The organism is Nocardioides maradonensis (assembly GCF_054777115.1).
In genome coordinates, this window is sequence record NZ_BAAHAZ010000018.1 from 40182 (window position 1) to 62350 (window position 22169).

At 71.4% G+C, this 22169-nt stretch carries 20 protein-coding genes; 4 read left to right on the plus strand and 16 right to left on the minus strand.

The annotated features are described in order from the left end of the window. Positions 1-78: 78 nt before the first annotated feature. The 4 genes from rpmA to ACYVAQ_RS19010 all read right to left on the minus strand — a co-directional run bounded on the left by rpmA (position 79) and on the right by ACYVAQ_RS19010 (position 4871). Positions 79-336: a 50S ribosomal protein L27 gene (gene rpmA, locus ACYVAQ_RS18995; RefSeq protein ID WP_460792040.1), complete on the minus strand. Its 258-nt coding sequence runs from the start codon at positions 334-336 to the stop codon at positions 79-81. A gap of 31 nt (positions 337-367) precedes the next feature. Next, positions 368-670 (minus strand): 50S ribosomal protein L21, encoded by a 303-nt coding sequence (gene rplU / locus ACYVAQ_RS19000; protein WP_460792041.1) that lies wholly within the window; start codon positions 668-670, stop codon positions 368-370. Positions 671-823: 153 nt separating this feature from the next. Next, on the minus strand, positions 824-3847 hold the full coding sequence (locus ACYVAQ_RS19005; RefSeq protein ID WP_460792042.1) for an Rne/Rng family ribonuclease: 3024 nt from the start codon (positions 3845-3847) through the stop codon (positions 824-826). 301 nt (positions 3848-4148) lie between these two features. After that, positions 4149-4871: a TIGR03936 family radical SAM-associated protein gene (locus ACYVAQ_RS19010; RefSeq protein ID WP_460792043.1), complete on the minus strand. Its 723-nt coding sequence runs from the start codon at positions 4869-4871 to the stop codon at positions 4149-4151. A gap of 54 nt (positions 4872-4925) precedes the next feature. Between ACYVAQ_RS19010 and ACYVAQ_RS19015 the strand changes: the two genes are divergently transcribed. After that, positions 4926-5735: a DUF4190 domain-containing protein gene (locus tag ACYVAQ_RS19015; protein WP_460792045.1), complete on the plus strand. Its 810-nt coding sequence runs from the start codon at positions 4926-4928 to the stop codon at positions 5733-5735. Here the strand turns inward: ACYVAQ_RS19015 and ACYVAQ_RS19020 are convergent. Next, positions 5728-6009, minus strand: a complete 282-nt coding sequence (locus ACYVAQ_RS19020) for a hypothetical protein (protein ID WP_460792046.1) — start codon at positions 6007-6009, stop codon at positions 5728-5730. The two genes, ACYVAQ_RS19015 and ACYVAQ_RS19020, sit on opposite strands and share 8 nt — an antisense overlap. 318 nt (positions 6010-6327) lie before the next feature. Next, on the minus strand, positions 6328-8301 hold the full coding sequence (locus ACYVAQ_RS19025) for a TIGR03960 family B12-binding radical SAM protein (RefSeq protein ID WP_460792047.1): 1974 nt from the start codon (positions 8299-8301) through the stop codon (positions 6328-6330). Positions 8302-8369: 68 nt separating this feature from the next. On the opposite strand from ACYVAQ_RS19025, the gene ACYVAQ_RS19030 reads away from it, so the two are divergent. Then, positions 8370-9440, plus strand: a complete 1071-nt coding sequence (locus ACYVAQ_RS19030) for a calcium:cation antiporter (protein WP_460792048.1) — start codon at positions 8370-8372, stop codon at positions 9438-9440. Here the strand turns inward: ACYVAQ_RS19030 and ACYVAQ_RS19035 are convergent, their stop codons facing one another. The 10 genes from ACYVAQ_RS19035 to ACYVAQ_RS19080 form a co-directional block, all read right to left on the minus strand. Next, positions 9441-11105: an MDR family MFS transporter gene (locus tag ACYVAQ_RS19035; RefSeq protein WP_460792049.1), complete on the minus strand. Its 1665-nt coding sequence runs from the start codon at positions 11103-11105 to the stop codon at positions 9441-9443. A gap of 19 nt (positions 11106-11124) precedes the next feature. Next, complete coding sequence (rodA, locus tag ACYVAQ_RS19040) at positions 11125-12324, minus strand: rod shape-determining protein RodA (RefSeq protein WP_460792051.1); 1200 nt, start codon at positions 12322-12324, stop codon at positions 11125-11127. A 2-nt stretch (positions 12325-12326) separates the two neighbouring features. After that, on the minus strand, positions 12327-14450 hold the full coding sequence (gene mrdA, locus ACYVAQ_RS19045) for a penicillin-binding protein 2 (RefSeq protein WP_460792052.1): 2124 nt from the start codon (positions 14448-14450) through the stop codon (positions 12327-12329). Next, entirely contained in the window at positions 14447-15028 is a 582-nt protein-coding gene (locus tag ACYVAQ_RS19050; RefSeq protein ID WP_460792053.1) for a rod shape-determining protein MreD, read from the minus strand. Before ACYVAQ_RS19050 ends, mrdA begins: the two co-directional genes overlap by 4 nt. Continuing rightward, on the minus strand, positions 15025-15990 hold the full coding sequence (gene mreC, locus ACYVAQ_RS19055) for a rod shape-determining protein MreC (protein ID WP_460792054.1): 966 nt from the start codon (positions 15988-15990) through the stop codon (positions 15025-15027). The genes ACYVAQ_RS19050 and mreC overlap by 4 nt, the downstream gene beginning before the upstream one ends. A gap of 6 nt (positions 15991-15996) precedes the next feature. Next, positions 15997-17028: a rod shape-determining protein gene (locus ACYVAQ_RS19060; protein ID WP_460792055.1), complete on the minus strand. Its 1032-nt coding sequence runs from the start codon at positions 17026-17028 to the stop codon at positions 15997-15999. An 89-nt stretch (positions 17029-17117) separates the two neighbouring features. Continuing rightward, the gene (ndk, locus tag ACYVAQ_RS19065) at positions 17118-17525 is read right to left on the minus strand and encodes a nucleoside-diphosphate kinase (protein ID WP_460792057.1); all 408 of its coding nucleotides are present in this window, start codon (positions 17523-17525) and stop codon (positions 17118-17120) included. Between the two features lie 11 nt (positions 17526-17536). Next, positions 17537-18682: a bifunctional RNase H/acid phosphatase gene (locus tag ACYVAQ_RS19070; protein ID WP_460792058.1), complete on the minus strand. Its 1146-nt coding sequence runs from the start codon at positions 18680-18682 to the stop codon at positions 17537-17539. After that, on the minus strand, positions 18679-19422 hold the full coding sequence (locus tag ACYVAQ_RS19075) for a zinc ribbon domain-containing protein (protein WP_460792059.1): 744 nt from the start codon (positions 19420-19422) through the stop codon (positions 18679-18681). The genes ACYVAQ_RS19070 and ACYVAQ_RS19075 overlap by 4 nt, the downstream gene beginning before the upstream one ends. Continuing rightward, entirely contained in the window at positions 19419-20540 is a 1122-nt protein-coding gene (locus tag ACYVAQ_RS19080) for a Nif3-like dinuclear metal center hexameric protein (RefSeq protein WP_460792061.1), read from the minus strand. Before ACYVAQ_RS19080 ends, ACYVAQ_RS19075 begins: the two co-directional genes overlap by 4 nt. A gap of 221 nt (positions 20541-20761) precedes the next feature. Between ACYVAQ_RS19080 and ACYVAQ_RS19085 the strand changes: the two genes are divergently transcribed. Further along, entirely contained in the window at positions 20762-21337 is a 576-nt protein-coding gene (locus tag ACYVAQ_RS19085; RefSeq protein ID WP_460792062.1) for a Pvc16 family protein, read from the plus strand. Then, on the plus strand, positions 21334-22149 hold the full coding sequence (locus ACYVAQ_RS19090; RefSeq protein WP_460792064.1) for a hypothetical protein: 816 nt from the start codon (positions 21334-21336) through the stop codon (positions 22147-22149). The genes ACYVAQ_RS19085 and ACYVAQ_RS19090 overlap by 4 nt, the downstream gene beginning before the upstream one ends. The last annotated feature ends 20 nt before the right edge of the window (positions 22150-22169 follow it).

Consider the following 22169-nt stretch of genomic DNA (forward strand, 5'->3'; position numbering starts at 1 on the left):
GGATCAGTCTTTCAGTAGGAAATGAAGAAAGGGCGCCCGAACCGGACGCCCTTTCCGTTGAAGCTCAGTGAGCCGGCGTCACTCGCCGGCCGGCACGATGTTGACGACCTTGCGGCCGCGCTTGCGGCCGAACTCCACGTTGCCCGCGACGAGCGCGAACAGGGTGTCGTCGCCGCCACGACCCACGCCGGAGCCCGGGTGGAAGTGGGTGCCGCGCTGGCGGACCAGGATCTCACCGGCGTTGACCAGCTGGCCACCGAAGCGCTTCACGCCGAGGCGCTGCGCGTTGGAGTCGCGGCCGTTCTTGGTGCTCGCAGCACCCTTCTTGTGTGCCATTGCTCAGTTCCCTCTGTGTCTACGCAGCTGATCAGGCGTTGATCGCGGTGATCTTGACCTGGGTGTACTTCTGGCGGTGACCCTGGCGCTTCTTGTAGCCGGTCTTGTTCTTGTACTTCTGGATGATGATCTTGGGGCCCTTGGTGGCACCGAGGACCTCAGCCGTGACCGACGCCTTGTCGAGGCCGGTGGTGGTGACGGTCTCGCCGTCGACCGTCATCAGCACGGGCAGAGACACCGTCTCGCCGACCGCCGTGGAGACCTTGTCGATCTCGATGACGTCGCCGACAGCGACCTTCTCCTGCTTCGCGCCAGCGCGCACGATCGCGTACACCGCGGTCTCCTTCAGCCAAGCTCGTAACTACCAGTGGGTGAAACTCTTGTTGCCCGCAGCACTGCACGGCCGGAGCCGGGTGCCTAGCGAGAGGGGCACGCCTCGCGGCGCACCGACGTTCCATACTAGGGAACGCCGGCCACGCCGACAAAATCAGCGCTTGCGTGCGCCCTTCTTCTTGACCGGCACGTGCAGCGCCGGCGCCTCCTCCGCGTGCTCCCCGGACTCCCCCGCCTCGTCGGTGGGTACGTCGGCGGCACGGCTCGCGCCGCGGCGGGTGCGGGTGACCACGACGGGCTTCGGCGTCTCCACCGGCGCCGCGACGGTCTCCTGCTCGGTCTCGGACGGCTCCGACACCACGATCGCCGCCGCCGGGGCGGACTGCACGGTGCGGCTGGCGCCGCCCCGGCGTACCTGGGTCACCACGACGGGCTTGGCGGGCTCGGCGGCCTCGGCGGGCGCCGCGGGCTCCTCGGCAGCCGTCTCGACGACGGGCTCCGTGACGGGCTCCTCGACGACGGGCTCCTCGACGACGGGCTCCTCGGCTGCCGGCGCCTCGATCACCACGTCCTCGGCTGCAGGGGTCTCGGAGGCCTCCTCGACGAGATCGGTGACGACCTCGACCGCCTCCAGCTCCTCGGCCTGCTCCTGCGCGGCCTCGTCGGTGGCGACCGGCGGGTGCGACATCGCCATCGCGGCCACCGCGGCCGGCGACGGCACGGCCTTCGGGGTCTCGGTGGTCTCGGTCTGCTCGCCGTTGCCACCGCGCCCGCGACGACGCCGGTTGCCGCTGCGGCTGCTGCCGCCGTCGCCACCGGTGTCACCGCCGCCACGCTTGGGCTCGATCGGCATGTCGTGCACGATCAGGCCGCGGCCCTGGCAGTGGCTGCAGGTCTCCGAGAACGCCTCGAGCAGGCCCGTGCCGATCCGCTTGCGGGTCATCTGGACCAGGCCGAGCGAGGTGACCTCGGCGACCTGGTGCCGGGTGCGGTCGCGGCCCAGGCACTCCACGAGCCGGCGCAGGACCAGGTCGCGGTTGGACTCCAGGACCATGTCGATGAAGTCGACGACGATGATGCCGCCGATGTCGCGCAGCCGGAGCTGGCGGACGATCTCCTCGGCCGCCTCCAGGTTGTTCTTGGTGACGGTCTCCTCGAGGTTGCCGCCGGACCCGGTGAACTTGCCGGTGTTGACGTCGACGACGGTCATCGCCTCGGTGCGGTCGATGATCAGCGATCCGCCCGAGGGCAGCCAGACCTTGCGGTCCAGGCCCTTCGCGATCTGCTCGTCGACGCGGTACGTCGCGAAGAGGTCCCCGCGGTCGGCGGCGTCGTACTTCTCCAGGCGCTCGGTGAGGTCGGGGGCGACCTGCTCGACGTACTCCGAGACGGTCTTCCACGCCTCGTCGCCCTGGATGACCAGCTTGGCGAAGTCCTCGGTGAACAGGTCGCGGACGACCTTGAGGGTCAGGTCCGGCTCGCCGTACAGCAGCTGCGGGCTGTTGCCCTTGGCAACCTTGGCCTCGATGCTCTCCCAGCGCGCCTTCAGCCGCTCGACGTCGCGGGTGAGCTCCTCCTCCGAGGCGCCCTCCGCGGCCGTGCGGACGATGACGCCCGCGGTGTCGGGGACGATCTCCTTCAGCAGCGTCTTGAGGCGGGCACGCTCGGTGTCGGGCAGCTTGCGCGAGATGCCGGAGGTCGTGCCGTCCGGCACGTAGACCAGGAAGCGGCCCGCGAGCGAGATCTGCGACGTGAGGCGGGCGCCCTTGTGCCCGATCGGGTCCTTGCTGACCTGCACCAGGACGGTCTGGCCGGAGGTCAGCACCGACTCGATCTTGCGCGGCGTGCCCTCCTTCCAGCCGAGGGCGGCCCAGTTGACCTCACCGGCGTACAGGACGGCGTTGCGGCCCTTGCCGATGTCGATGAACGCGGCCTCCATGCTCGGGAGGACGTTCTGGACGCGGCCCAGGTAGACGTTGCCGATCAGGCTGGTCTGCGACTCGCGGGCGACGTAGTGCTCGACGAGGACCTTGTCCTCGAGGACGCCGATCTGGGTGAGGTCCGGCTTCTGGCGGATGACCATGACCCGCTCGACCGATTCGCGGCGGGCCAGGAACTCGGCCTCGCTCACGATCGGTGCACGGCGGCGGCCGGCCTCACGGCCCTCGCGGCGGCGCTGCTTCTTGGCCTCCAGGCGGGTGGAGCCCTGGACGCTGGTGATCTGGTCCTCGGCGGACTTCGCCGGGCGGACCCGGGTCACGGTGTTCGGGTCGTCGCCGTCCTCGGCGCCGCCCTCGCCCTCGCGGCGACGACGGCGGCGGCGGCGCGAGGAGTTCGAGGAACCCTGGCCCTCGCCCTCCTGGTTGCCCGACTCGTTCTCGTCGGAGTCCTCGGACTCGGACTCGGCGGACTCGTCGGTGGACTCGGCGTCGGTGCTGTCGGCGTTGTCGCCGTCGGCGTTCGCGCCGGACGGCTTGCGGCGGCGACGGCCGCCACGGCGGCGACGGCGGCGCGGGGCGCCGGTGCCGTCGGACTCACCCTCGGCGTCCTCGGCGTCGTCGGCGTCCGGGGACTCCGTGTCCTCCGCCTCGGCGGGCTCGGGCTCCGGCTCGGCCGTCTTCTTCGCCTTGGCCGGTGCCTTCTTGGCGGGGGCCTTCTTGGCCGGCTTCGCCGCGGGCTTGTCGGCGGGCTCCTCGGCGGCGTCGGTCTCGTCTGTCTGCGCCTCCTCTGCCGCCGCCTCCTCGGGCTCCGGGGCGGGCGCCGGGGCGGCGGCCTTGCGGGTACGCCGGGGCGCGGTCGTCTTCACCGGGGTCTGGAAGAGCACCGCCGGAGCGCCGGCGGCCTCGTCGGTCTCCTCAGCCGGTGCCTCAGGTGCCTCGGCGGGTGCGGCAGCCTTCTTGGCCGGGGCCTTCTTCGCGGCCGCCTTCTTCGCCGGGGCCTTCTTCGCCGCCGCCTTCTTGGCCGGCTTCGCCTCGGCGTCGCCCTCGGCGTCGGGCGCCTCGGCCGCCTTCTTGGCCGGGGCCTTCTTGGCGGGCGCCTTCTTGGCCGGGGCCTTCTTCGCGGCGGCCTTCTTGGCGGGCGCCTTCTTCTTCGGAGCCTCGGTGGTCTCCGCAGCGGGCGCGTCGGGCGCCTCCGCAGCGGTCACGTCGGCAGTGGTCTCGATGGGCGCGTCGGTCATGCGCTACTCCTCGGGGCCGAGCCTCGCTCGAACCCCTGATGTCATTTCGCCGCGCCGGGCGCGACGACAAGCCTGTTGGGTAGACGACACCCTCCGCAGGGCGTCAGCGCGGACGGGATCCTCACCTGCCGCGGTCGCCCGGCGGATCCCTGTCACCGATCCACAGCCAGCGTCGCGGTCTGGCGACGATCCGTCCCCGTGTGCCGGTCGGTCAGCGAGCTGCCGTGCCGGCGAGAACGTCGTCGGGCCGATCCCGGAGGTCGACCTGTGGCGAGTATCGCACAGCGACCTCAGGCCGTGGTCATTCCCGGATCTCCAGCGGGTCGCCGATGGTCGCGGCGTCGCGGTCCAGCGGTCCCTGGGCCAACCGGGTCAGCAGTGCCGTCGTCGACTCCGGCAGGCCGCCCACCTCCCTCAGCCCGGTGAGCACGTCGTCGGGGCGTACGGCGGGCGTGCCGTGCTCCAGCAGCAGCTCGAGCTCGCCCTCGGGACCGACCTCGAGGCTCACCACCGCGGCCCGGCAGTCGAACGACCGCAGACCCTTCTTCGTCATCCGATCGACGGGCACCGAGTCGGTCGCCAGGAACCTCTCCACTGCGGCGGTCGCCTCCGGCGTGTCGGCGCCGACCAGGTCGAGCCTCCAGCGGCTGCCCTGCAGCAGCTCGGTCAGCGAGCCCGCGACGCTCTGCGCGCCGTCGACGACCTCCACGATGTCGAGCCCGTCGGGCAGCACCGCGTCCAGCTCGCTGCGCACCTCGGCGGCGTCGCGGATCTGGGCGAGCCCGAGCTCGACGTACTCGGCCTCGCTGGCGGCCCCGGTCGGCGAGGCGCCGGCGTACGAGATACGCGGGTGGGGGTGGAACCCCGAGGAGTAGGCCATCGGGATGCCGGCGCGGGCGACGGCGCGCTCGATCGCCCGGGAGACGTCGCGGTGGCTGGTGAAGCGGAGCCGGCCCCGCTTGGCGTACCTGATCCGCAACCGCTGGACCGGGGGCGCCTGCTGCTCGGGCTGCTGTCGACTCACGGCCGCAGCCTAGATGTTGCCCGCGCGATGGCCGAATGACCATAGGGTGCACACGTGAGCGACACGAACGGCGAGAACACCGACAACCCGTACGGCCAGCCGAACAACCCGGACCCGTATGGCGGCGCGCCGCAGTCGAACCCGTACGGCAGCGTGCCGCCGCCGTCGCCGTACACGCCGCCGCCCACGAACCCCTACGGCGCACCGCAGTACAACCCGAGCAGCGTGCCGAGCTACGGCGGGGGTCCGCAGTACGGCGGCCCGCAGTACGGCGGTTCCGGCTACCCGGGTGCCCCCGCCAAGACCGACGGCCTGGCCATCGGCGCCCTCGTCGCGAGCATCCTCGGCTTCTGCACCTGCGTCGGCTTCGTCGTCGGCATCGTGCTCGGCATCATCGGTCTCGGCCGGACCAAGGACGGTCGGGCGGGCGGCCGCGGCTTCGCGATCGCCGGCATCGTGATCGGCGCGATCGGACTCGTCCTCTCCATCGTCGGCGGGGTCGTCGTCGCGCTGGTCGGGATCAACCAGATCGTCACGCCGTCCAGCGCCAAGCCCGGACAGTGCGTCAACCTCAGCAAGAGCGGCGACACCGTCACGATGACGAAGAAGTCGTGCACCTCCTCCCACGACGCCGAGATCGTCGCCACCGCCACGCTCGACGGCTCCAACCTCACCGCGGCGAAGCAGAACGGCTCGGGCTTCTGCACCTCGATGCTCTCCCAGGCCGACCGCCAGTCCCTGATCTCGCACGGCGGTCTCACCCTCAGGCTCGTGACCGAGAACCCCGACGACATGCAGGTCGGCGACCACGTCGTCTGCTACGTCGAGGGCTCCTCGAAGCTCACCTCGGACGTCCTCAACTAGTCGCAGCCGCCGCCTGAACGGCCGCGGCCACCTCCCGGTAGCTGGAGTCGACGTCGCGCCCCACACCCACGGAGTGCTCAACCGCGACAGCGCGGAACCTTGCTCGTTCGTCCTCGTTCGCCAGCATCTGCGGCAACACGACGTCGTGCCCTTCGTCCAGATCAGCTCGGATCATCGCCAGGGCGACCGGACGGATGATCGAACCGGTTGAGACGAAGTTCTCGCGCCATCCGCCGACCAGGCACCGGAGCCTGTCCACGTCGCAGTTCAACACACCGGGGATGCTCGGCGACGTACCTCTCAGCGATCGTGCTCTTGCCGACGCCCGGGGCGCCGCTGAGGTGGATGAGCGTCGGCACGTTGCCAACGTAGCGAACCCGAGGAGCCAACGATCAGCCTCGGACGTCACATCCCGAACAGCTCCTCGAGATCCTCGGCGGCTGTCGAGCACGGCCGCCCTGAGCTCACTCACATGTGAGTGAACGCGGCTCACTCACACGTGAGTGAGGCGACGAGCACCAACGGCCACGACGTGCCGCCGACCGGTGCGGGACCACCCATCCCGCCCCGAACCGCCGCCACCAGCACATCGCTAGTGGACGACCTGGGTGACCGTGCCGGGCGCGCCGGCCCCGACCACCGACAGGGGCAGGAGCTGCTGCCCGGTCGGGCCGATCTGGATCTCGGTGCCCATCTCAGGACACACGCCGCAGTCGTAGCAGGGGGTCCAGCGGCAGTCCTCGACCTCGATGTCCTGGCCGTCGGCGGCGGCGAGGGCGTCCTCCCAGTCGGCCCACAGCCAGTCCTTGTCGAGGCCGGAGTCGAGGTGGTCCCAGGGCAGGACCTCGTCGTACTCGCGCTCGCGGACGGTGTACCAGTCGAGGTCGACGCCGGTGCCCTCCAGCGCGATCGAGGCCGACTCCACCCAGCGGTCGTAGGAGAAGTGCTCGCTCCAGCCGTCGAAGCGGCCGCCGTCGCGCCAGACCTGCTCGATGATGCCGCCGACGCGGCGGTCGCCGCGGGAGAGCAGCCCTTCGATGATGCCGGGCTGGCCGTCGTGGTAGCGGAAGCCGATGGCGCGGCCGAAGCGCTTGTCGGCACGCACCGTCTCGCGCAGCAGCGCCAGCCGGCGGTCGGTGGTCTCCACGTCGAGCTGGCCGGCCCACTGGAACGGGGTGTGCGGCTTCGGAACGAACCCACCGATCGAGACGGTGCAGCGGATGTCGTTGCGGCCCGAGACCTCGCGGCCGGTCGCGATGACCCGCTTGGCGAGCTCGGCGATCTGCAGGACGTCCTCGTCAGTCTCCGTCGGGAGGCCGCACATGAAGTAGAGCTTCACCTGCCGCCAGCCGTGGGAGTACGCCGCGGCCACGGTGCGGATCAGGTCCTCCTCGGTGACCATCTTGTTGATCACCTTGCGCATCCGCTCGCTGCCGCCCTCGGGCGCGAACGTCAGGCCCGAGCGCCGGCCGTTGCGGGAGAACTCGTTGGCCAGCGTGATGTTGAAGGCGTCGACGCGGGTCGAGGGCAGCGACAGCGAGACGTTGGAGCCCTCGTACCGGTCGGCCAGGCCCTTGGCGACCTCGCCGATCTCGGTGTGGTCGGCCGACGACAGCGAGAGCAGGCCGACCTCCTCGAAGCCGGTCTTCTTGATGCCGTTGTCGACCATCGCGCCGATCGTCGTGATCGACCGCTCGCGGACCGGCCGGGTGATCATGCCGGCCTGGCAGAACCGGCAACCCCGCGTGCAGCCGCGGAAGATCTCGACCGAGAACCGCTCGTGGACGGTCTCGGCGAGCGGCACCAGCGGGTTGGCCGGGTACGGCCACTGGTCGAGGTCCATCAGCGTGTGCTTGCGGACCCGTTCGGGAGCGTCCGGGTGGTTCGGTACGACGGACGCGATGGCGCCGCTCTCGTCGTACTCGACGTCGTAGAAGCGGGGCACGTAGACCGTGCCGGAGGCGGCCAGCCGGCGCAGGATCTCGACGCGGCCACCGGGCGAACCCTCGCCCTTCCACTCCCGCACGACCTCGGAGATCTTGAGCACGACCTCCTCGCCGTCACCGAGCACCGCGGCGTCGATGAACGAAGCGATCGGCTCGGGGTTGAACGCGGCGTGGCCGCCGGCGATCACCAGGGGGTGGGTGTCCCGGTCGACGGCATGGATCGGGATGCCGGCGAGATCCAGGGCGTTGAGCAGGTTCGTGTAGCCCAGCTCGGTGGAGAAGGAGACGCCGAACAGGTCGAACTCCCCCACGGCCCGGTGCCCGTCGACCGTGAACTGCGGGATGCCCTGCTCGCGCAGCACCTGCTCCATGTCCGGCCACACCGCGTAGGTGCGCTCGGCGAGGATCCACGGGCGCTCGTTGAGGACCTCGTACAGGATCTGGACGCCCTGGTTGGGCAGGCCGACCTCGTACGCGTCGGGGTACATCAGCACCCACCGCACCTCGACCTCGTCCCACGGCTTCTGCACGGAGTTGAGCTCGCCGCCGACGTACTGGATCGGCTTGGAGACGGTCAGCAGGTGCGGCTCGATGCGGGGGAAGAGGGACGTGCCAGGCATGCGACAAGGGTAGTTCGGTACGCCGTCGGCGTGGGCATCCACGAGAGGCGGCCTCCTAGGGTGACTCCATGCGGATCAGCTGGGTCGTCGTCGCTCCCCTCGTCGCGGTCGCCGCCCTCGCGGTGGCGTGGGGTTCCCACCCGGGCGCGGTCGCCGGTTCGCTGATCGGGGTCGCGCTGATCGCCGCTGTGCTCGCCGGGGTCCACCACGCCGAGGTGGTCGCGCACCGGATCGGCGAGCCGTTGGGCTCCCTGGTGCTCGCGGTCGCCGTCACCGTGATCGAGGTGGGCCTGATCGTCGCGCTGATGGCCGGGGGCGGGGACGAGGCCTCGACGCTCGCCCGGGACACGGTCTTCGCGGCCGTGATGATCACCGTCAACGGCATCGCCGGCATCGCGCTGCTGGTGGGTGCGCTGCGCCACCACCTGGCGGTCTTCAACCCCGAGGGCACCGGCTCCTCGCTGGCGACCGTGCTGACGCTCGCCGGGCTGACCCTCGTCGTCCCCACGTTCACGGTGAGCTCGCCGGGGCCGGTGTTCAGCGGCGCGCAGCTGGCCTTTGCCGCCGTCGCGTCGCTGGCGCTGTACGGCGTCTTCGTGTTCACCCAGACCGTGCGCCACCGGGACTTCTTCCTCCCCGTCGCGGGTGACGAGCACGCCGACGAGCACGCCGAGCCTCCGACCACGCGGGCGACGCTCACGAGCATGGCGCTGCTCGTCGTGTCGCTCGTCGCGGTCGTCGGCCTGGCGAAGGTGGAGTCCTACCCGATCAAGGACGCGGTCCACTCGCTCGGCTTCCCCGAGGCCACGGTGGGTGTCGTCATCGCCCTGCTCGTGCTGCTGCCCGAGCTGATCGCCGCGGTCCGGGCCGCGGTGCGCGACGAGGTGCAGATCAGCCTGAACCTGGCGTACGGCTCGGCGATGGCCTCGATCGGCCTCACCATCCCCGCTATCGCCCTGGCCACGGTCTGGATCCACGGCCCGCTGGCCCTCGGTCTCGACAGCCTGCAGCTCGCGCTGCTGACCCTGACCGGGCTGGTGGCGGTGCTGACCGTCGTACCGGGGCGCGCGAAACCGCTCAACGGCTTCGTGCACCTGGTGCTGCTCGCGGCCTTCCTGTTCCTGACCGCGAAGCCCTGATCAGCCGGCCGACTCGGCGGCCGCGGCGCGCGCGGCGGAGGCGGACGTCTGCCGCAGCTCCACCTCCGGCATCAGCAGCAGCACCAGGAACGCGAGCAGCGCGAGACCACCCGCGGTCCAGAAGGCGGGCGTCATCGAGTCGGCGAAGCCGACCTTGATCGGGTGCGCGACCTGCGGGCTCAACCGAGCGATCTGCGAGGAGTCGTCGGACAGGCTGGCCAGGAAGCCCTTGTCGCCCGAGAGGACCTTCTGGTCGGTCGCGTTGGGCGTGAAGGTGCCGCTGTGCGCGGCCTGCTCCACCCCGGGCAGCTCCGACCTCATCGCGGTGGCGATGTTGCCGCCGACCGCGCCGAACAGCATCGACAGGAACACGGCCACACCGATGGTGCCGCCGATCTGGCGGAAGAAGGTCGCGCTCGACGTCGCCACGCCGATGGCCGTCGGCGGGACCGAGGACTGCACGGTGAGGATCAGCGGCTGCATGCAGTTGCCCAGCCCGAAGCCGACGACCGCCATCGCCAGCATGACCTTCCACAGGTCAGTGTCGGCAGAGATCTGGGCGAGCAGGAACATGCCGGCCGCCATGACCAGCGACCCGAAGATCGGGAACGGTCGCGTGCGGCCCGTCCGCGAGATGATCTTTCCGGCGGTGATCGAGGCGGTCATCATGCCGGCGACCATCGGCAGCATCATGAAGCCCGACTTGGTGGGCGAGGCGCCGTGCACGATCTGCATGTACAGCGGCAGCATCATCATCGCGCCGAACATGCCCATCCCGACGATGACGCTGGCGACGATCGTGACCGCGGCGGGGCGGATAGTGAAGAGCTTGAGCGGGATGAGCGCGTTGAGCTTCATCCGGGCCTCGACCACGACGAACATGACGAGTCCGGCGGCGGCGACCGCGAAGCACAGGAGCGCGCGACCCGAGGACCAGCCCCAGCTCTGGCCCTGCTCGAGCACGGTCAGCAGGGGCACCAGGCAGACGACGAGGGCGACCGCACCGAGCCAGTCGACCTTGGCCTCGCGCCGGGTGTGGTGCACGTGCAGGGTCCGCCACACGACCGCCAGCGCCGCGATGCCGATCGGGACGTTGACGAGGAACACCCAGCGCCAGCCGGCGATGCCGAGGATCGAGGTGGTGCCGGCGAGGAAGCCGCCGATGACCGGGCCGAGCACGCTGGACGTGCCGAACGTGGCCATGAAGTAGCCGGTGTACTTCGCGCGCTCACGCGGGGAGACGATGTCGCCGATGATCGCCAGCACCAGCGTCATCAGGCCGCCCGCGCCGACCCCCTGGAAGGCCCGGAAGCCCGCCAGCATGTACATCGAGGTCGAGAACGAGCAGGCCGCCGACCCGATGACGAACACCGTGATCGCGAACATGAACAGCTTCTTGCGGCCCCAGAGGTCGCCGAGCTTGCCGTAGATCGGCGTCGCGATCGTCGAGGTGATGAGGTACGACGTGGTCGCCCACGCCTGGAGGTTGAGCCCCTTCAGGTCGTCGGCGATCGTGCGGATCGACGTCGACACGATCGTCTGGTCGAGCGCCGCCAGGAACATGCCGAGCAGCAGTCCCGAGAGGATGGTCAGGATCTGCGCGTGGGAGTACTCACCGGAGTGGTCCTCGGTCGCGGCGGCGGGGTTCGAGGCTGCAGTTGACATCGCCAACCATCCTACGGGTTCAGCCGCGCACCAGCACCCGTTGCGCCGGCTGGAGCCGGGTGGCCGGCGAGCTGAGGGTGCGCAGGTGGATGTTCTGCAGCAGGCCCACGGCCAGCATCCCGGCGAACATCGAGGAGCCGCCGTACGACACGAACGGCAGGGGTACGCCGGTGACGGGCATGATGCCGAGGCACATCCCGATGTTCTGGAACGCCTGGAACCCGAACCAGCAGGCGATGCCCGCAGCGGCCATCCGGCCGAACATGTCGTCGGTGCGCGACGCGATCCGCAGCGCCCGCCACAGGACGATGCCGAGCAGGACCACGATGAGCGCGGCGCCGACCAGGCCGAGCTCCTCCCCTGCGACGGTGAAGACGAAGTCGGTGTGCTGCTCGGGGACGAAGCCGGCCTGGGTCTGCGAGCCGTGGAACAGCCCCTGTCCGAACCAGCCACCGTTGCCGACCGCGATCCGCGCCTGCTCGACGTTGTAGCCGGCCCCCTTCGGGTCCAGGTTCGGGTTGGTGAAGGCGAGGAAGCGGTCGACCTGGTACTTCTTCAGGAACCCGCTCAGCACCGCGAAGACGGACACCCCGACGCCCGCGACGCCGAGCATGCCGAGCCAGCGGCGGTCGGCGCCCGAGGCCGCGATCACGCCGAAGACGGTCGCGGTCAGCACGAGCATGGTGCCGAGGTCGGGCTGCAGCAGGATCAGCGCGGCCGGTACGCCGGCGACACCCAGCATGAGCAGCACGTCTGGCGTACCGACACCGCGGCTCCAGCGGCCCTCGGACCGCTCGGCCACGACCAGGGCCATGCCGACCACGACGGCGAGCTTCGCGAGCTCCGAGGGCTGCAAGGACATCCCGCCGAGCATCAGCCAGGACTTCGAGCCGTTGATGGTCGATCCCATGACCAGGACCAGCAGCAGGCCGAGGATGCCGAAGAGGTAGGCCACCGGCGCGAGGATCCGCACCCAGCGGTGGTCGGTGATGGTCACCAGCCCGAGCAGCACGACGCCGATGACGAGGTTGACGACCTGCTTGTCGAGGAAGACCTTCGGGTTGCCGCCCGTCAGCGCGTCCCGGTGGTTCGTGGCCGACCACACCAGCAGGCAGCCGAGCACGCTGAGCACCAGGACGGCGCCGAGCAGCGGAAGGTCCAGGTCCTGCCACCGGCGGAGGACCTGGCGACGGGAGACCGTGGTCTGGCGGATCGACATGCTCACTCCTTGCGGGCCGGCGGGAGGATCGAGCCGTCCCGACCGAACACCGGCAGGGTGCTCGGCGCCTGGACGCCCGGGATCGCCGAGTGCTTCGGGTTCACGGTGGTGTCGTGGATGCCGTAGAGGGTCTCCCACACCTTGCGCACGGCCGGACCCACCGACCCGGAGCCGGTGCCGCCCTGGCTCATCATCATCACGACGACGTAGTCCTTGGTGTACGACGCCACCCAGCCGGTCGACTGCTTGCCGAGGACCTCCGCGGAGCCGGTCTTGGCGTGCACCTGGACCTGGTCGAGCGGGAAGCCGCCCATCTTCCAGGCCATCGTGCCGACCTGGCTGACCCCGAGGGTGGCCATGTCGACGTACCTCTTGACGTAGCGGGGGATGTTCACGTGCCGTACGACGCGCGGGCGGATCGTGCGCAGCACCTTGCCCTGCGGATCGACGATGGCCTTGCCGATCGTCGGCTCGAAGAGCGTGCCGCCGTTGGAGATCGCCGTGTAGGCGCGGGCCAGCTGCAGCGGTGTGACGGCGGTGTCGCCCTGGCCGATCGCGAAGTTGGCGGCGTCGTACTCGCGGTAGGCCTGGCCCTCGACGCAGAACTCCTGCGCGAACAGGTAGAGGTAGTCGGAGGTCTTCCTGTCCTGCGGCTTGTGCGCGATGCCGCAGTAGTAGCCCTTCATCTGCTTCCAGTACGCCAGCCGCCACTTGCGGTCGGCGATCCGGCCGGACGCCTCGCCCGGGAGGTCGACCCCGGTCGGCTGGCCGAAACCGAACTTCTGGGCCTCGTGCACGAGCGGGTCGCGGGCGTTGCTGTTGAACGCGTCGGAGCCGTACTTCTCCCAGAAGTGCATGCCCACCTGGAAGAAGAAGGTGTTGCAGGAGACCTCGATCGCCTTCGCGAAGGAGATCAGGCCGAAGCTCTCGGACTCGTAGTTGTGGAAGTCGCGGTTGCCGATCCGGACCGACGGCGGACAGGTCAGCCGGGAATTCGGGCCGTACCCGTGCGTGAACGCGCCGACGGTCATCATCGGCTTCCACGTCGAGCCCGGCGCGAACTCACCCTGGAACGCGCGGCTCAGCAGCGGCGTGCCGGCCCTGGTCGAGTAGAGCCGGTCGAGCTGCTTCTGGGTGATGCCGCCGGTCCAGATCTTCGGGTTGTACGTCGGCTGGCTGGCCATCGCGATGATCCGGCCCGTGTGGGCGTCCATGACGACCGCCGCGCCGGAGTCGGCGGCGAAGTGCCGGTGCGTCACCGGGTCGAGCGTGGCGCGCTGGGTCCTGATCGCCTCGGCGAGCTGCTTCTCCACGACGCCCTGCACCTTGGCGTCGATCGACGTGACGAGCGTGTCCCCCGGCTGCGCCTGCAGGTCGTCGACGTTGCCGAGCACCTGGCCCTGGGAGTTGACGGCGACCTGCTGGTAGCCGGGCTGGCCGCGCAGCCAGGTGTCGTACTCCTTCTCCAGGCCCGCACGACCCACCTCGGAGGCGCCGTTGACGGAGGTGTCGTCGGTGGCGTTGGCGGCGTCCAGCTCGCCCTTGGTGATCGGGCTGAGGTAGCCCAGGACCTGCGCCGCGTTGACGCCGTAGGGCGAGGGGTACTCGCGCACGCTCTGCTGGTCGACGACCACGCCCGGGAAGTCCTCGGGCTGCTCCTGGATCCGGAGCGCGACCCGCTGGCTGACGTCCTCGGCGACCGGGACCGGCTGGTAGGGCGAGCCGTTCCAGCACTGGCCGTTGACCGAGCCGTCCGAGCCGCAGGCGACGAGCTTGCGCTTGACCAGCAGCGGACGCTGGTGGATCACCCCGGCGACGCGGCGGATCAGGGCGTTGCGCTCGCCCTCCCCCATCCTGTTGAGCAGCGTGGTGTCCATGGAGACGACCCAGACCAGCCGGTTGGTGACCAGCGGCCGGCCCTGGTCGTCGACGATCAGGCCGCGCTGCGGCTGCACCACGATGTCGCGGATCGACTGCGACGCGGCCTGCCCCTGGTAGGTGTCGCCGGTGACGACCTGCAGGTAGTAGAGCCGGGCGCCGAGCGTGGCGAGCAGCGAGAACGCGAGGACCTGCAGGACGACGATCCGCAGCCGGCTGCGCCGGCCGGTGTCGGGGGCAGCGCTCATCGCAGCCCGACCCGCGCGGGCTCGCCCGAGCCGAGTCGGCCGGGCCGGCCGAGCCGGCGATAGGCCCAGAACGACACGGGGAGCACCAGCACGGCGCCGACCACGTCCCAGACCAGGCCGACCAGGATCACCTTGAGCACGCCGCCCGGGCTGAGGTCGAGGTCGTGCAGGAGCAGCCCGGTCAGGGCGTAGATCGAGTTCGCGACGAAGGACCCGCCGAGCACCGCCGCGGCCAGCAGCGAGAGGTTCGGCCGGTGCGCCGCGCCGCTGTGCGGCTGGTCGTCGTGGCTGAGCCGACCCACGACGTACCCGACGGTCATGAGGGCGAGCGCCCAGCGTCCGGCGACGTGGTCGGCGGGCGGGGCGATGTCGAGCAGCAGGCCCGCCGAGAACCCGGTGAGGGTGGCGAAGCGGGTGTCGGTGGCGATCGCGGTCGCCACGACGACGAGCAGGACCACACCCGGCACGGCGCCCGCTCCGGCGTCGGGCCAGCCGAGCTCGGGCAGCGCCGAGACCTGCAGCAGCAGGCCGACCACCACCAGCACGCAGGCGGTGACGACTCGGGAGGTGCTCCTCATCGGCCGATCCCCCGCAGGCTGCCGTCGGCCTCGATCACGCGACCGGGGGTGCCGGACGGCACGACCACGCCGACGAGGTCCAGGGAGGTGAAGTCGACGCTGGGGTCGATCACCGCGCGGTAGCTGGTCTCCCGCAGCGACTGGTAGACCTTCACGATCTTGCCGATGGGCACGCCGGCGACGTACGGCGCTCCGCCCTGGCTCCCCCAGGTCACGACCGTCTGGCCGACCTGCGGCACGACCGTCTGGTCGAGCAGGTTGAGGTCGAGGGTGGCATCGGAGTCGAGGCTGCCGTTGCCGCTGACGAAGCCGAGCTTCATGTTGTCGCCGACCCGGCCGCCCACGGTCGTGCCCGGGTTCGTGATGAGCAGCACCGTCGCGCTGTGCGAGGTGACCGAGGTGATCCGGCCGACCAGCCCGGCGCCGCTGACCACGGTCATGTCGGGGCGCAGGCCGTCGCTGCTGCCCGCATCGATGGTGGCGGTGTCGCCGAAGGACCCCGCGGCGCCGATGGCCGTGACGCGCACGGGCTTGAGGGCGTAGCCGAGGTCGCCGGCGACGGCCCGCAGCGAGTCGAGCTCGCCGATCCGGTTGGCGGCGTACGGGCCCGTCGCGACCTGGGCCGCCAGCGCGGCGTTCTTCGCCTGCTCGTCCGCGAGGTCCTTGCGCAGCTGGCCGTTGGTCCGCAGCGCGCCGGGGATCGAGGCGAACGGGTGCAGCACCGTGGTCACGGCGTCCTCGACGGGGCCGACGACCTCGCCGGCGAGGTGCCGGACCGGGTCGACCGGGGACTTGTCGCCGCTCGCCTTGTCGATGACCATCAGCGTCACGCAGGCGAGGACGAGCGCGACGACGAGCGAGCGGGACGGCAGGCCGCGGTCCTCGCGACGCTCGCGGGCCAGCCCGACCCGCTTGGTCGTGCCGGAGCTGGTACGCCGTGGGGGCAGCGTGTCGAGGGTCATGGCTGCTCAGAACCGCCGCGGGTTGGTGACGAGGACCTGCTGGAGCGCCTCGAACTGCTCGACGCAGCGACCCGCGCCGAAGACGACGGAGACGAGCGGGTCCTGCGCGACGTGGACCGGCATGCCGGTCTCGTGCCGGATCAGCTCGTCGAGGCCGCGGAGCAGCGCGCCACCGCCCGTCAGGACGATGCCGCGGTCCATGATGTCGCCGGCCAGCTCCGGCGGGGTCTGGTCGAGGGTGACGCGCACGGCGTCGACCATGGCGTTGAGGGGCTCCTCCAGCGCATGACGTACGTCGGCGGTCGTGACCGTCACGGTGCGGGGCAGGCCGCTGACCATGTCGCGGCCGCGGATCTCGCCCTCGGGCTCGCCGGGCCGCGGGAACGCGGAGCCGAGGCTGATCTTGACCTGCTCGGCGGTGCGGTCGCCGAGCATCAGCCCGTGCTCCTTCTTCATCCAGCTGATGATCGCGGCGTCGAGGTCGTCGCCCGCGGTGCGGATGGAGAGGGAGGTGACGATGCCGCCCAGCGAGATCACCGCGATCTCGGTGGTGCCGCCGCCGACGTCGACGATCATGTTGCCGGTGGGCTCGTGGACCGGCAGCCCGGCGCCGATGGCGGCGGCCATGGGCTCCTCGACGACGTACACCCGGCGGGCGCCGGCCTGGTAGCCGGCCTCCTTGACCGCGCGCTGCTCGACCGGGGTGATCGAGCTGGGCACGCAGATGACCATGCGCGGCTTGGCGAAGTAGCGCCGCTTGTGGACCCGGGCGATGAAGTGCCGCAGCATCTGCTCGGTCGCCTCGAAGTCGGCGATCACGCCGTCCTTGAGCGGGCGGAGCGCGAGGATGTTGTCCGGCGTACGCCCCAGCATCTGCTTGGCCTCGTGACCGACGGCGATGACCTCACCCGTCGTGTCGTTGAGCGCCACGACGCTCGGTTCGTCGAGCAGGACGCCCCGCCCACGCACGTAGACGAGCGTGTTGGCAGTGCCCAGGTCGACGGCCATGTCCCGACCGATGATCGAGTTCAGCCCCACGCCACCCTCCACGCACGTCACGGAGCCCGAGTGGGCCCACGTTGTCGAGGGTAGGAAAGTCGACCAGTGTTACTGGTGAGGCACGCCGATCAAAGGTTCGGGAACCAGAGCGCGATCTCCCGGGCCGCCGACTCCGCGGAGTCCGAGCCGTGGACCAGGTTCTCGCGGTTGGACAGCGAGAAGTCGCCGCGGATCGTGCCCGGGGCAGCCTGCCGGCCGTCGGTGGCGCCGTTGAGGATGCGCACCACCGAGATCGCCTCGTCGCCCTCGAGGACCAGCGCGACGAGCGGGCCGCTGGTCACGAAGTCGCGCAGCGGCGGGTAGAAGTCGCGCTCGACGTGCTCGTGGTAGTGCGCGTCGGCCTGGGCGGCGTCGATGGTGCGCTGCTCCAGGGCGACGATGCGCAGGCCCTTGGCCTCGAACCGGGACAGGACGGTGCCCAGCAGGCCGCGTCGGACGGCGTCGGGCTTGATGAGGACCAGGGTGCGCTCAGTCACGGTCGGGGAGACTACCAACGCCCGTTGTCGACCAGGGTGCGCGACCCCGGCGCGATCGCGTTGAACAGCCGCAGCGATCCCCGGCGACCCAGCGCAGCGGTGGAGTCCGGGTAGAAGGACAGCACCGACACCGACGCCGGCGACAGCTCCATGGCGAAGACCGCCGACAGGTCGGCGCCCATGGCGTGGGCGACGAGCGTCTTGATCGGGGTCACGTGGGAGACGACCAGCACCGTCTTCCCGGCGTACGTCGTCAGCAGCCGCTCCAGCGCCGCCAGGACCCGTGCCTCGACGGTCCGGAAGCTCTCGCCGCCGGGAGGGGCGACGGAGAGGTCGCTCAGCCAGCGGTCGAAGCCCGGCTTGTCCCGCTCGACGACCTCGGCGAAGGTCAGGCCGTCCCAGGCGCCGAACTCCATCTCCGCGAAGCCCGGCTCCTCGACGACGTCGAGACCCAGCACGGCCGCGACGATGTCGGCCGACTCGCGGGTGCGGCGTACCGGCGAGGCGACCACGGCGGCGATCCTCTCGCCGAGGACCTGCAGCCAGGTCGCGGCCTCGGCGACCTGCCCCTGCCCCTCCTCGGAGAGCGCGGGGTTGTCGCCGCCCAGGCCGCCGGAGAACCGGCGCCCGGTCGTGTGCGGCGTGACGCCGTGGCGCAGCAGGATGAGCGTGGTGGGCTCGGCCAGCACGGTCGCCGGGCTCTCGAGCTCCTCGACCAGCGACTCGTCGGCCGCCGCGATCGTGACCCCCGAGCGCAGGCCGTCGAGGGCCTCGTTGGCGAGCCGGTCGGCGTGCGCGTTCTCCGCCCGCGGCACCCAGGTGTACGTCGTCCCCGCCGGCGCCAGCGCCGTCGCCTCGGCCACCAACGGCTTCATCGACGCGTGCTTGACCTGCCAGCGGCCGGACATCTGCTCGACGACGAGCTTGGAGTCCATCCGGACCTCGACCGACGCCCCGGGCGCGAGCTCCGCCGCGAGCCGCAGGCCCGCGATCAGGCCGGAGTACTCGGCCACGTTGTTGGTGGCCACGCCGATCGTCGTGCCGTCCTCGGCGATGACGGCGCCGGTCTCGGCGTCGCGGAGGACCGCGCCGTACGCCGCGGGCCCGGGGTTGCCCCGCGAGCCGCCGTCGGCCTCGACGACGACCTTCTCGGTCACAGCCCGGACTCGGCCGTCCGGACCAGGATCCGCGAGCACTCCTCGCAGCGCACGACCTCGTCCTCGTCCTTGCCGCGGATCGCGCCGATCGTGCGCGGGTCGAGGGCGATCATGCAGCCGCCGCACTGCCGTGCGCGGAGCAGCGCGGCACCGACGCCGCCCCGGGTCTCGCGGATCTTCTCGTAGAGCGCCAGCAGGTCGGCCGGTACGCCGGCGACGACCGGCGCACGCCTCGCCTCGACCTCGGCGAGCTGCTCACGCAGGCCGGCGGCACGCTCGTCGCGGGCGGCCATCAGCACGCCCGCCCTCTCGTCGATCTCGGCGAGGTCGGCACGGAGCGCGGCGAGCCCGGTCTGCGCGGTCTCGAGCTCCTCCATCACCTCGATCTCCTCGTCCTCGAGCACGGTGATCCGCCGCTCCAGGGTGGCGAGCTCGTGCTGCATCCGCTCGAGGTCCTTGGGGTTGGCGATCTGGCCGGCGTCGATGCGGTCCTGGTCGCGCTTGCGGCGCGCCTTGACCTGCTCGACGTCGGCGTCGGCCTTGGCCTGGGCGGCGGCCAGGTCGTCGACGACGATCTGCTGGTCGCGCACCCAGCCGTCGGTCTCGGCCCGGCGCTTGGCCAGCTCGGCGAGCTCGGCCGCCTCGGCGGGGTGGGCCAGCTGGTGCCGCAGCTTGGCGACCTCGGAGTCGATCGCCTGCAGGTCCAACAGGGTCAGCTGCGCGCTGGGCTCGGCCTTCATAGCCTCATTGTCCAGGGATCGGTCGTCACGTCGCTCACCCGGGTGTCCACCGCGTCCCCGAGTGCCTCGGCGAGGCGCGCGGCGACCACGGGCAGCCAGGTCGACTCGGCCGCCCAGTGCGCCACGTCGACCAGCGCCGGGCCGTTCTTCTCGACGAATTCGGCGGCCGGGTGGTGCCGCAGGTCGCTGGTCAGGTAGACGTCCACGTCGCTGCTCGCCATCCGGTCGAGCAGGAAGTCGCCTGCTCCGCCGCACACCGCGACCCGCTTGACGGTGCGCTCCGGGTCGCCGGCCACCCGCACCCCGTGCGCGGTCGGCGGGAGCACCGCGGCGACGTGCTCGGCGAAGGCCTGCAGGGTCGTGGCCTCGACGGTGCCGACCCGGCCGGTGCCGGTGATCACGATGCCGGGATCGGCCAGCTCGACCACGTCGTACGCCGGCTCCTCGTAGGGATGCGCCGCCAGCATGGCGCGGACCACGGCGGGCCGCAGGTGCCGGGCCAGGGCCACCTCGATCCGGACCTCGTCCACCGTCTCCAGCTCGCCGACGGTGCCGACCATCGGCGAGGCGCCCTCGAGCGGTCGGAAGCGTCCCTGCCCCACCGCCGAGGTGTACGACGCGTAGTCGTAGTCACCCACGCGGCCTGCCCCCGCGTCGCCCATCGCCGCCCGGACCGGGGCCGCGGCGTCGGTCGGGACGAACACGGTGAGCTTGTCCATCGGCTCGGCCGGGGTCGTGATGATCGGCCGCAGGTCGGTGAGCCCGAGCGTCAGCGCGAGTGCCTCGGAGACTCCCCCGACGGCCTGGTCGGCGTTGGTGTGCGCGGTGAGCAGCGCGCAGCCCGCGGCGGCGAGCGTCGCGAGCGTGCGGCCCTTCGGCGTGGTGGCGGCGAAGCCGTGCACCGGCTTGAGGAACAGCGGGTGGTGCACGACGAGGAGGTCGGCCTTCCAGTCCGCGGCCTCCTGGGCGACCTCGGGCGTGGGGTCGACGGCGAACAGCACCTTCTTGACCGGCTGCTCGGGATCGCCGTACACGAGACCGACGGCGTCCCACGACTCCGCCGTGGCGGGCGGGTACCACCCGTGGACCAGGTCGACGACGTCCTTCAGCGCGGGCATGGCCCCACCCTATTGACTGGGGGCATGCGCGAGGTCGAGCAGGACGGCGCGTGGATCGCCGCCCTGATGTCGGGCCACCGGGCCGCCGCGTGGATCCTGCGGCGCGACCTCGCGTTCAGCGAGCTGTGACGGATCGGTGACGGCTGGCCCGCACCGGACGTGACGGGCGGCTCACGGACCCGGCGAAGGATCCCCTCATCCGCACACCCGGAGGAGGGAGCATGGCCAACCACCAGGCCATCGGCGCGACCGCCGGCGCGGTCGTGCGACTCCTTGAGCAGTCCTGGCACCCGACGCTGCTGCCCGGCATCGACCCGCAGTTCGCGGTCTACCACGGCAAGGACTTCGCCTCCCCCATGGCGACCGGCGTCTCGGTGTTCGTCTACCAGGTGGGCGTCGACAGCGTGCAGCGCACGCTGCCGCCCGCGCTGCCCCAGCACAGGCGACCGCTGCCGCTGCGGATCGCGCTGCTGCTCACCGCGTGGGCGAAGGACGCTTCGACCGAGCACGCGCTGCTCGGGTGGTCGATGCGCGCAGTCGCCGACAGCCCGGTGCTCGCGAGCGGATTCCTCAACGCGACCACGCCGGGGGTCTTCGGGCACGACGAGACCGTCGAGCTGAGCCCGATCGAGCTGTCCAACGAGGAGGTCTTCCACCTCTGGCAGGTGCTGCCGAGCAGCCTGCAGCTCTCGGCGGCGTACGTCGCGCGGGTGCTGCGCGTCGAGTCGGAGCTGGTGGAGCCGAGCGGCGCGCCGGTCCTCGAGCGCGACCTCGACCTGGGGGTGTTGGTGCCGTGACCTCCACCCCCGTCGAGCTCGTCGAGCGGATCGGCTACCGAGCGCCGCTCGCGATCGCCTGCACCGACGGGGTCACCGGGGCTGCCGTCACCGACGGCCTGGTCGCGAGCGCCTGGCTGCGCACCGACCCGGCCGGGCGGCGGACGGCCCGCCGGTCCCCGTTGTCGGGGCTGCTCGGGTTCGGCGCCCTGCCGCGGACCTGGGCCCAGACCCACGTCCAGCTCCCGGCCGGCACGCCGGTGGGCTGGCCGGCCGCGCCACCCACTCCGGTCTGCGTCCTGGTGCAGGACACCGCGGGCCGGTACCTGCCCGCATCGATCGCGGTCGGCGTCCCCGTCGCCGCACCGGTCGCGCTGCCGCTGTCCTCCTCGCCGGGCCGGACCACCGCCTCGGGCCACGCCCTGGTCCGTGGCGAGGTGCACCACGACACGACCGGCGCGCCGCTGGGCTGGGCCCTCGTCCGCATCGACACCGGCGCGGCGGCGTACCAGACGGTGGCGGACGCGCAGGGCCGCTTCCTGCTGCCGTTCCCGCACCCCGAGGCGCTCCCGGCGCTCACGAGCCCGCCCGCCGGACCGGGGCTCGGGGCGCTCAGCTGGCCGGTCACGGTCAGCGTCCGCTCGAAGCCGACGACCCTCGTCTTCTCCCCCGGCGTCGTCAGCGTCGGCGGGCCGGCCGCCCCGCCCGAGCTCGGCTCCATCACCGCTCAGCCGCCGGCCCAGCTCGTCGATGCCGGCACCCATCCCAGCCTCACCGTCACGTTGCCCTACGGCATCCCGCTCGTCCTCGCCCTCCGCGCGGTGACGCCATGAACCCCCAGCCCGGAACCCGC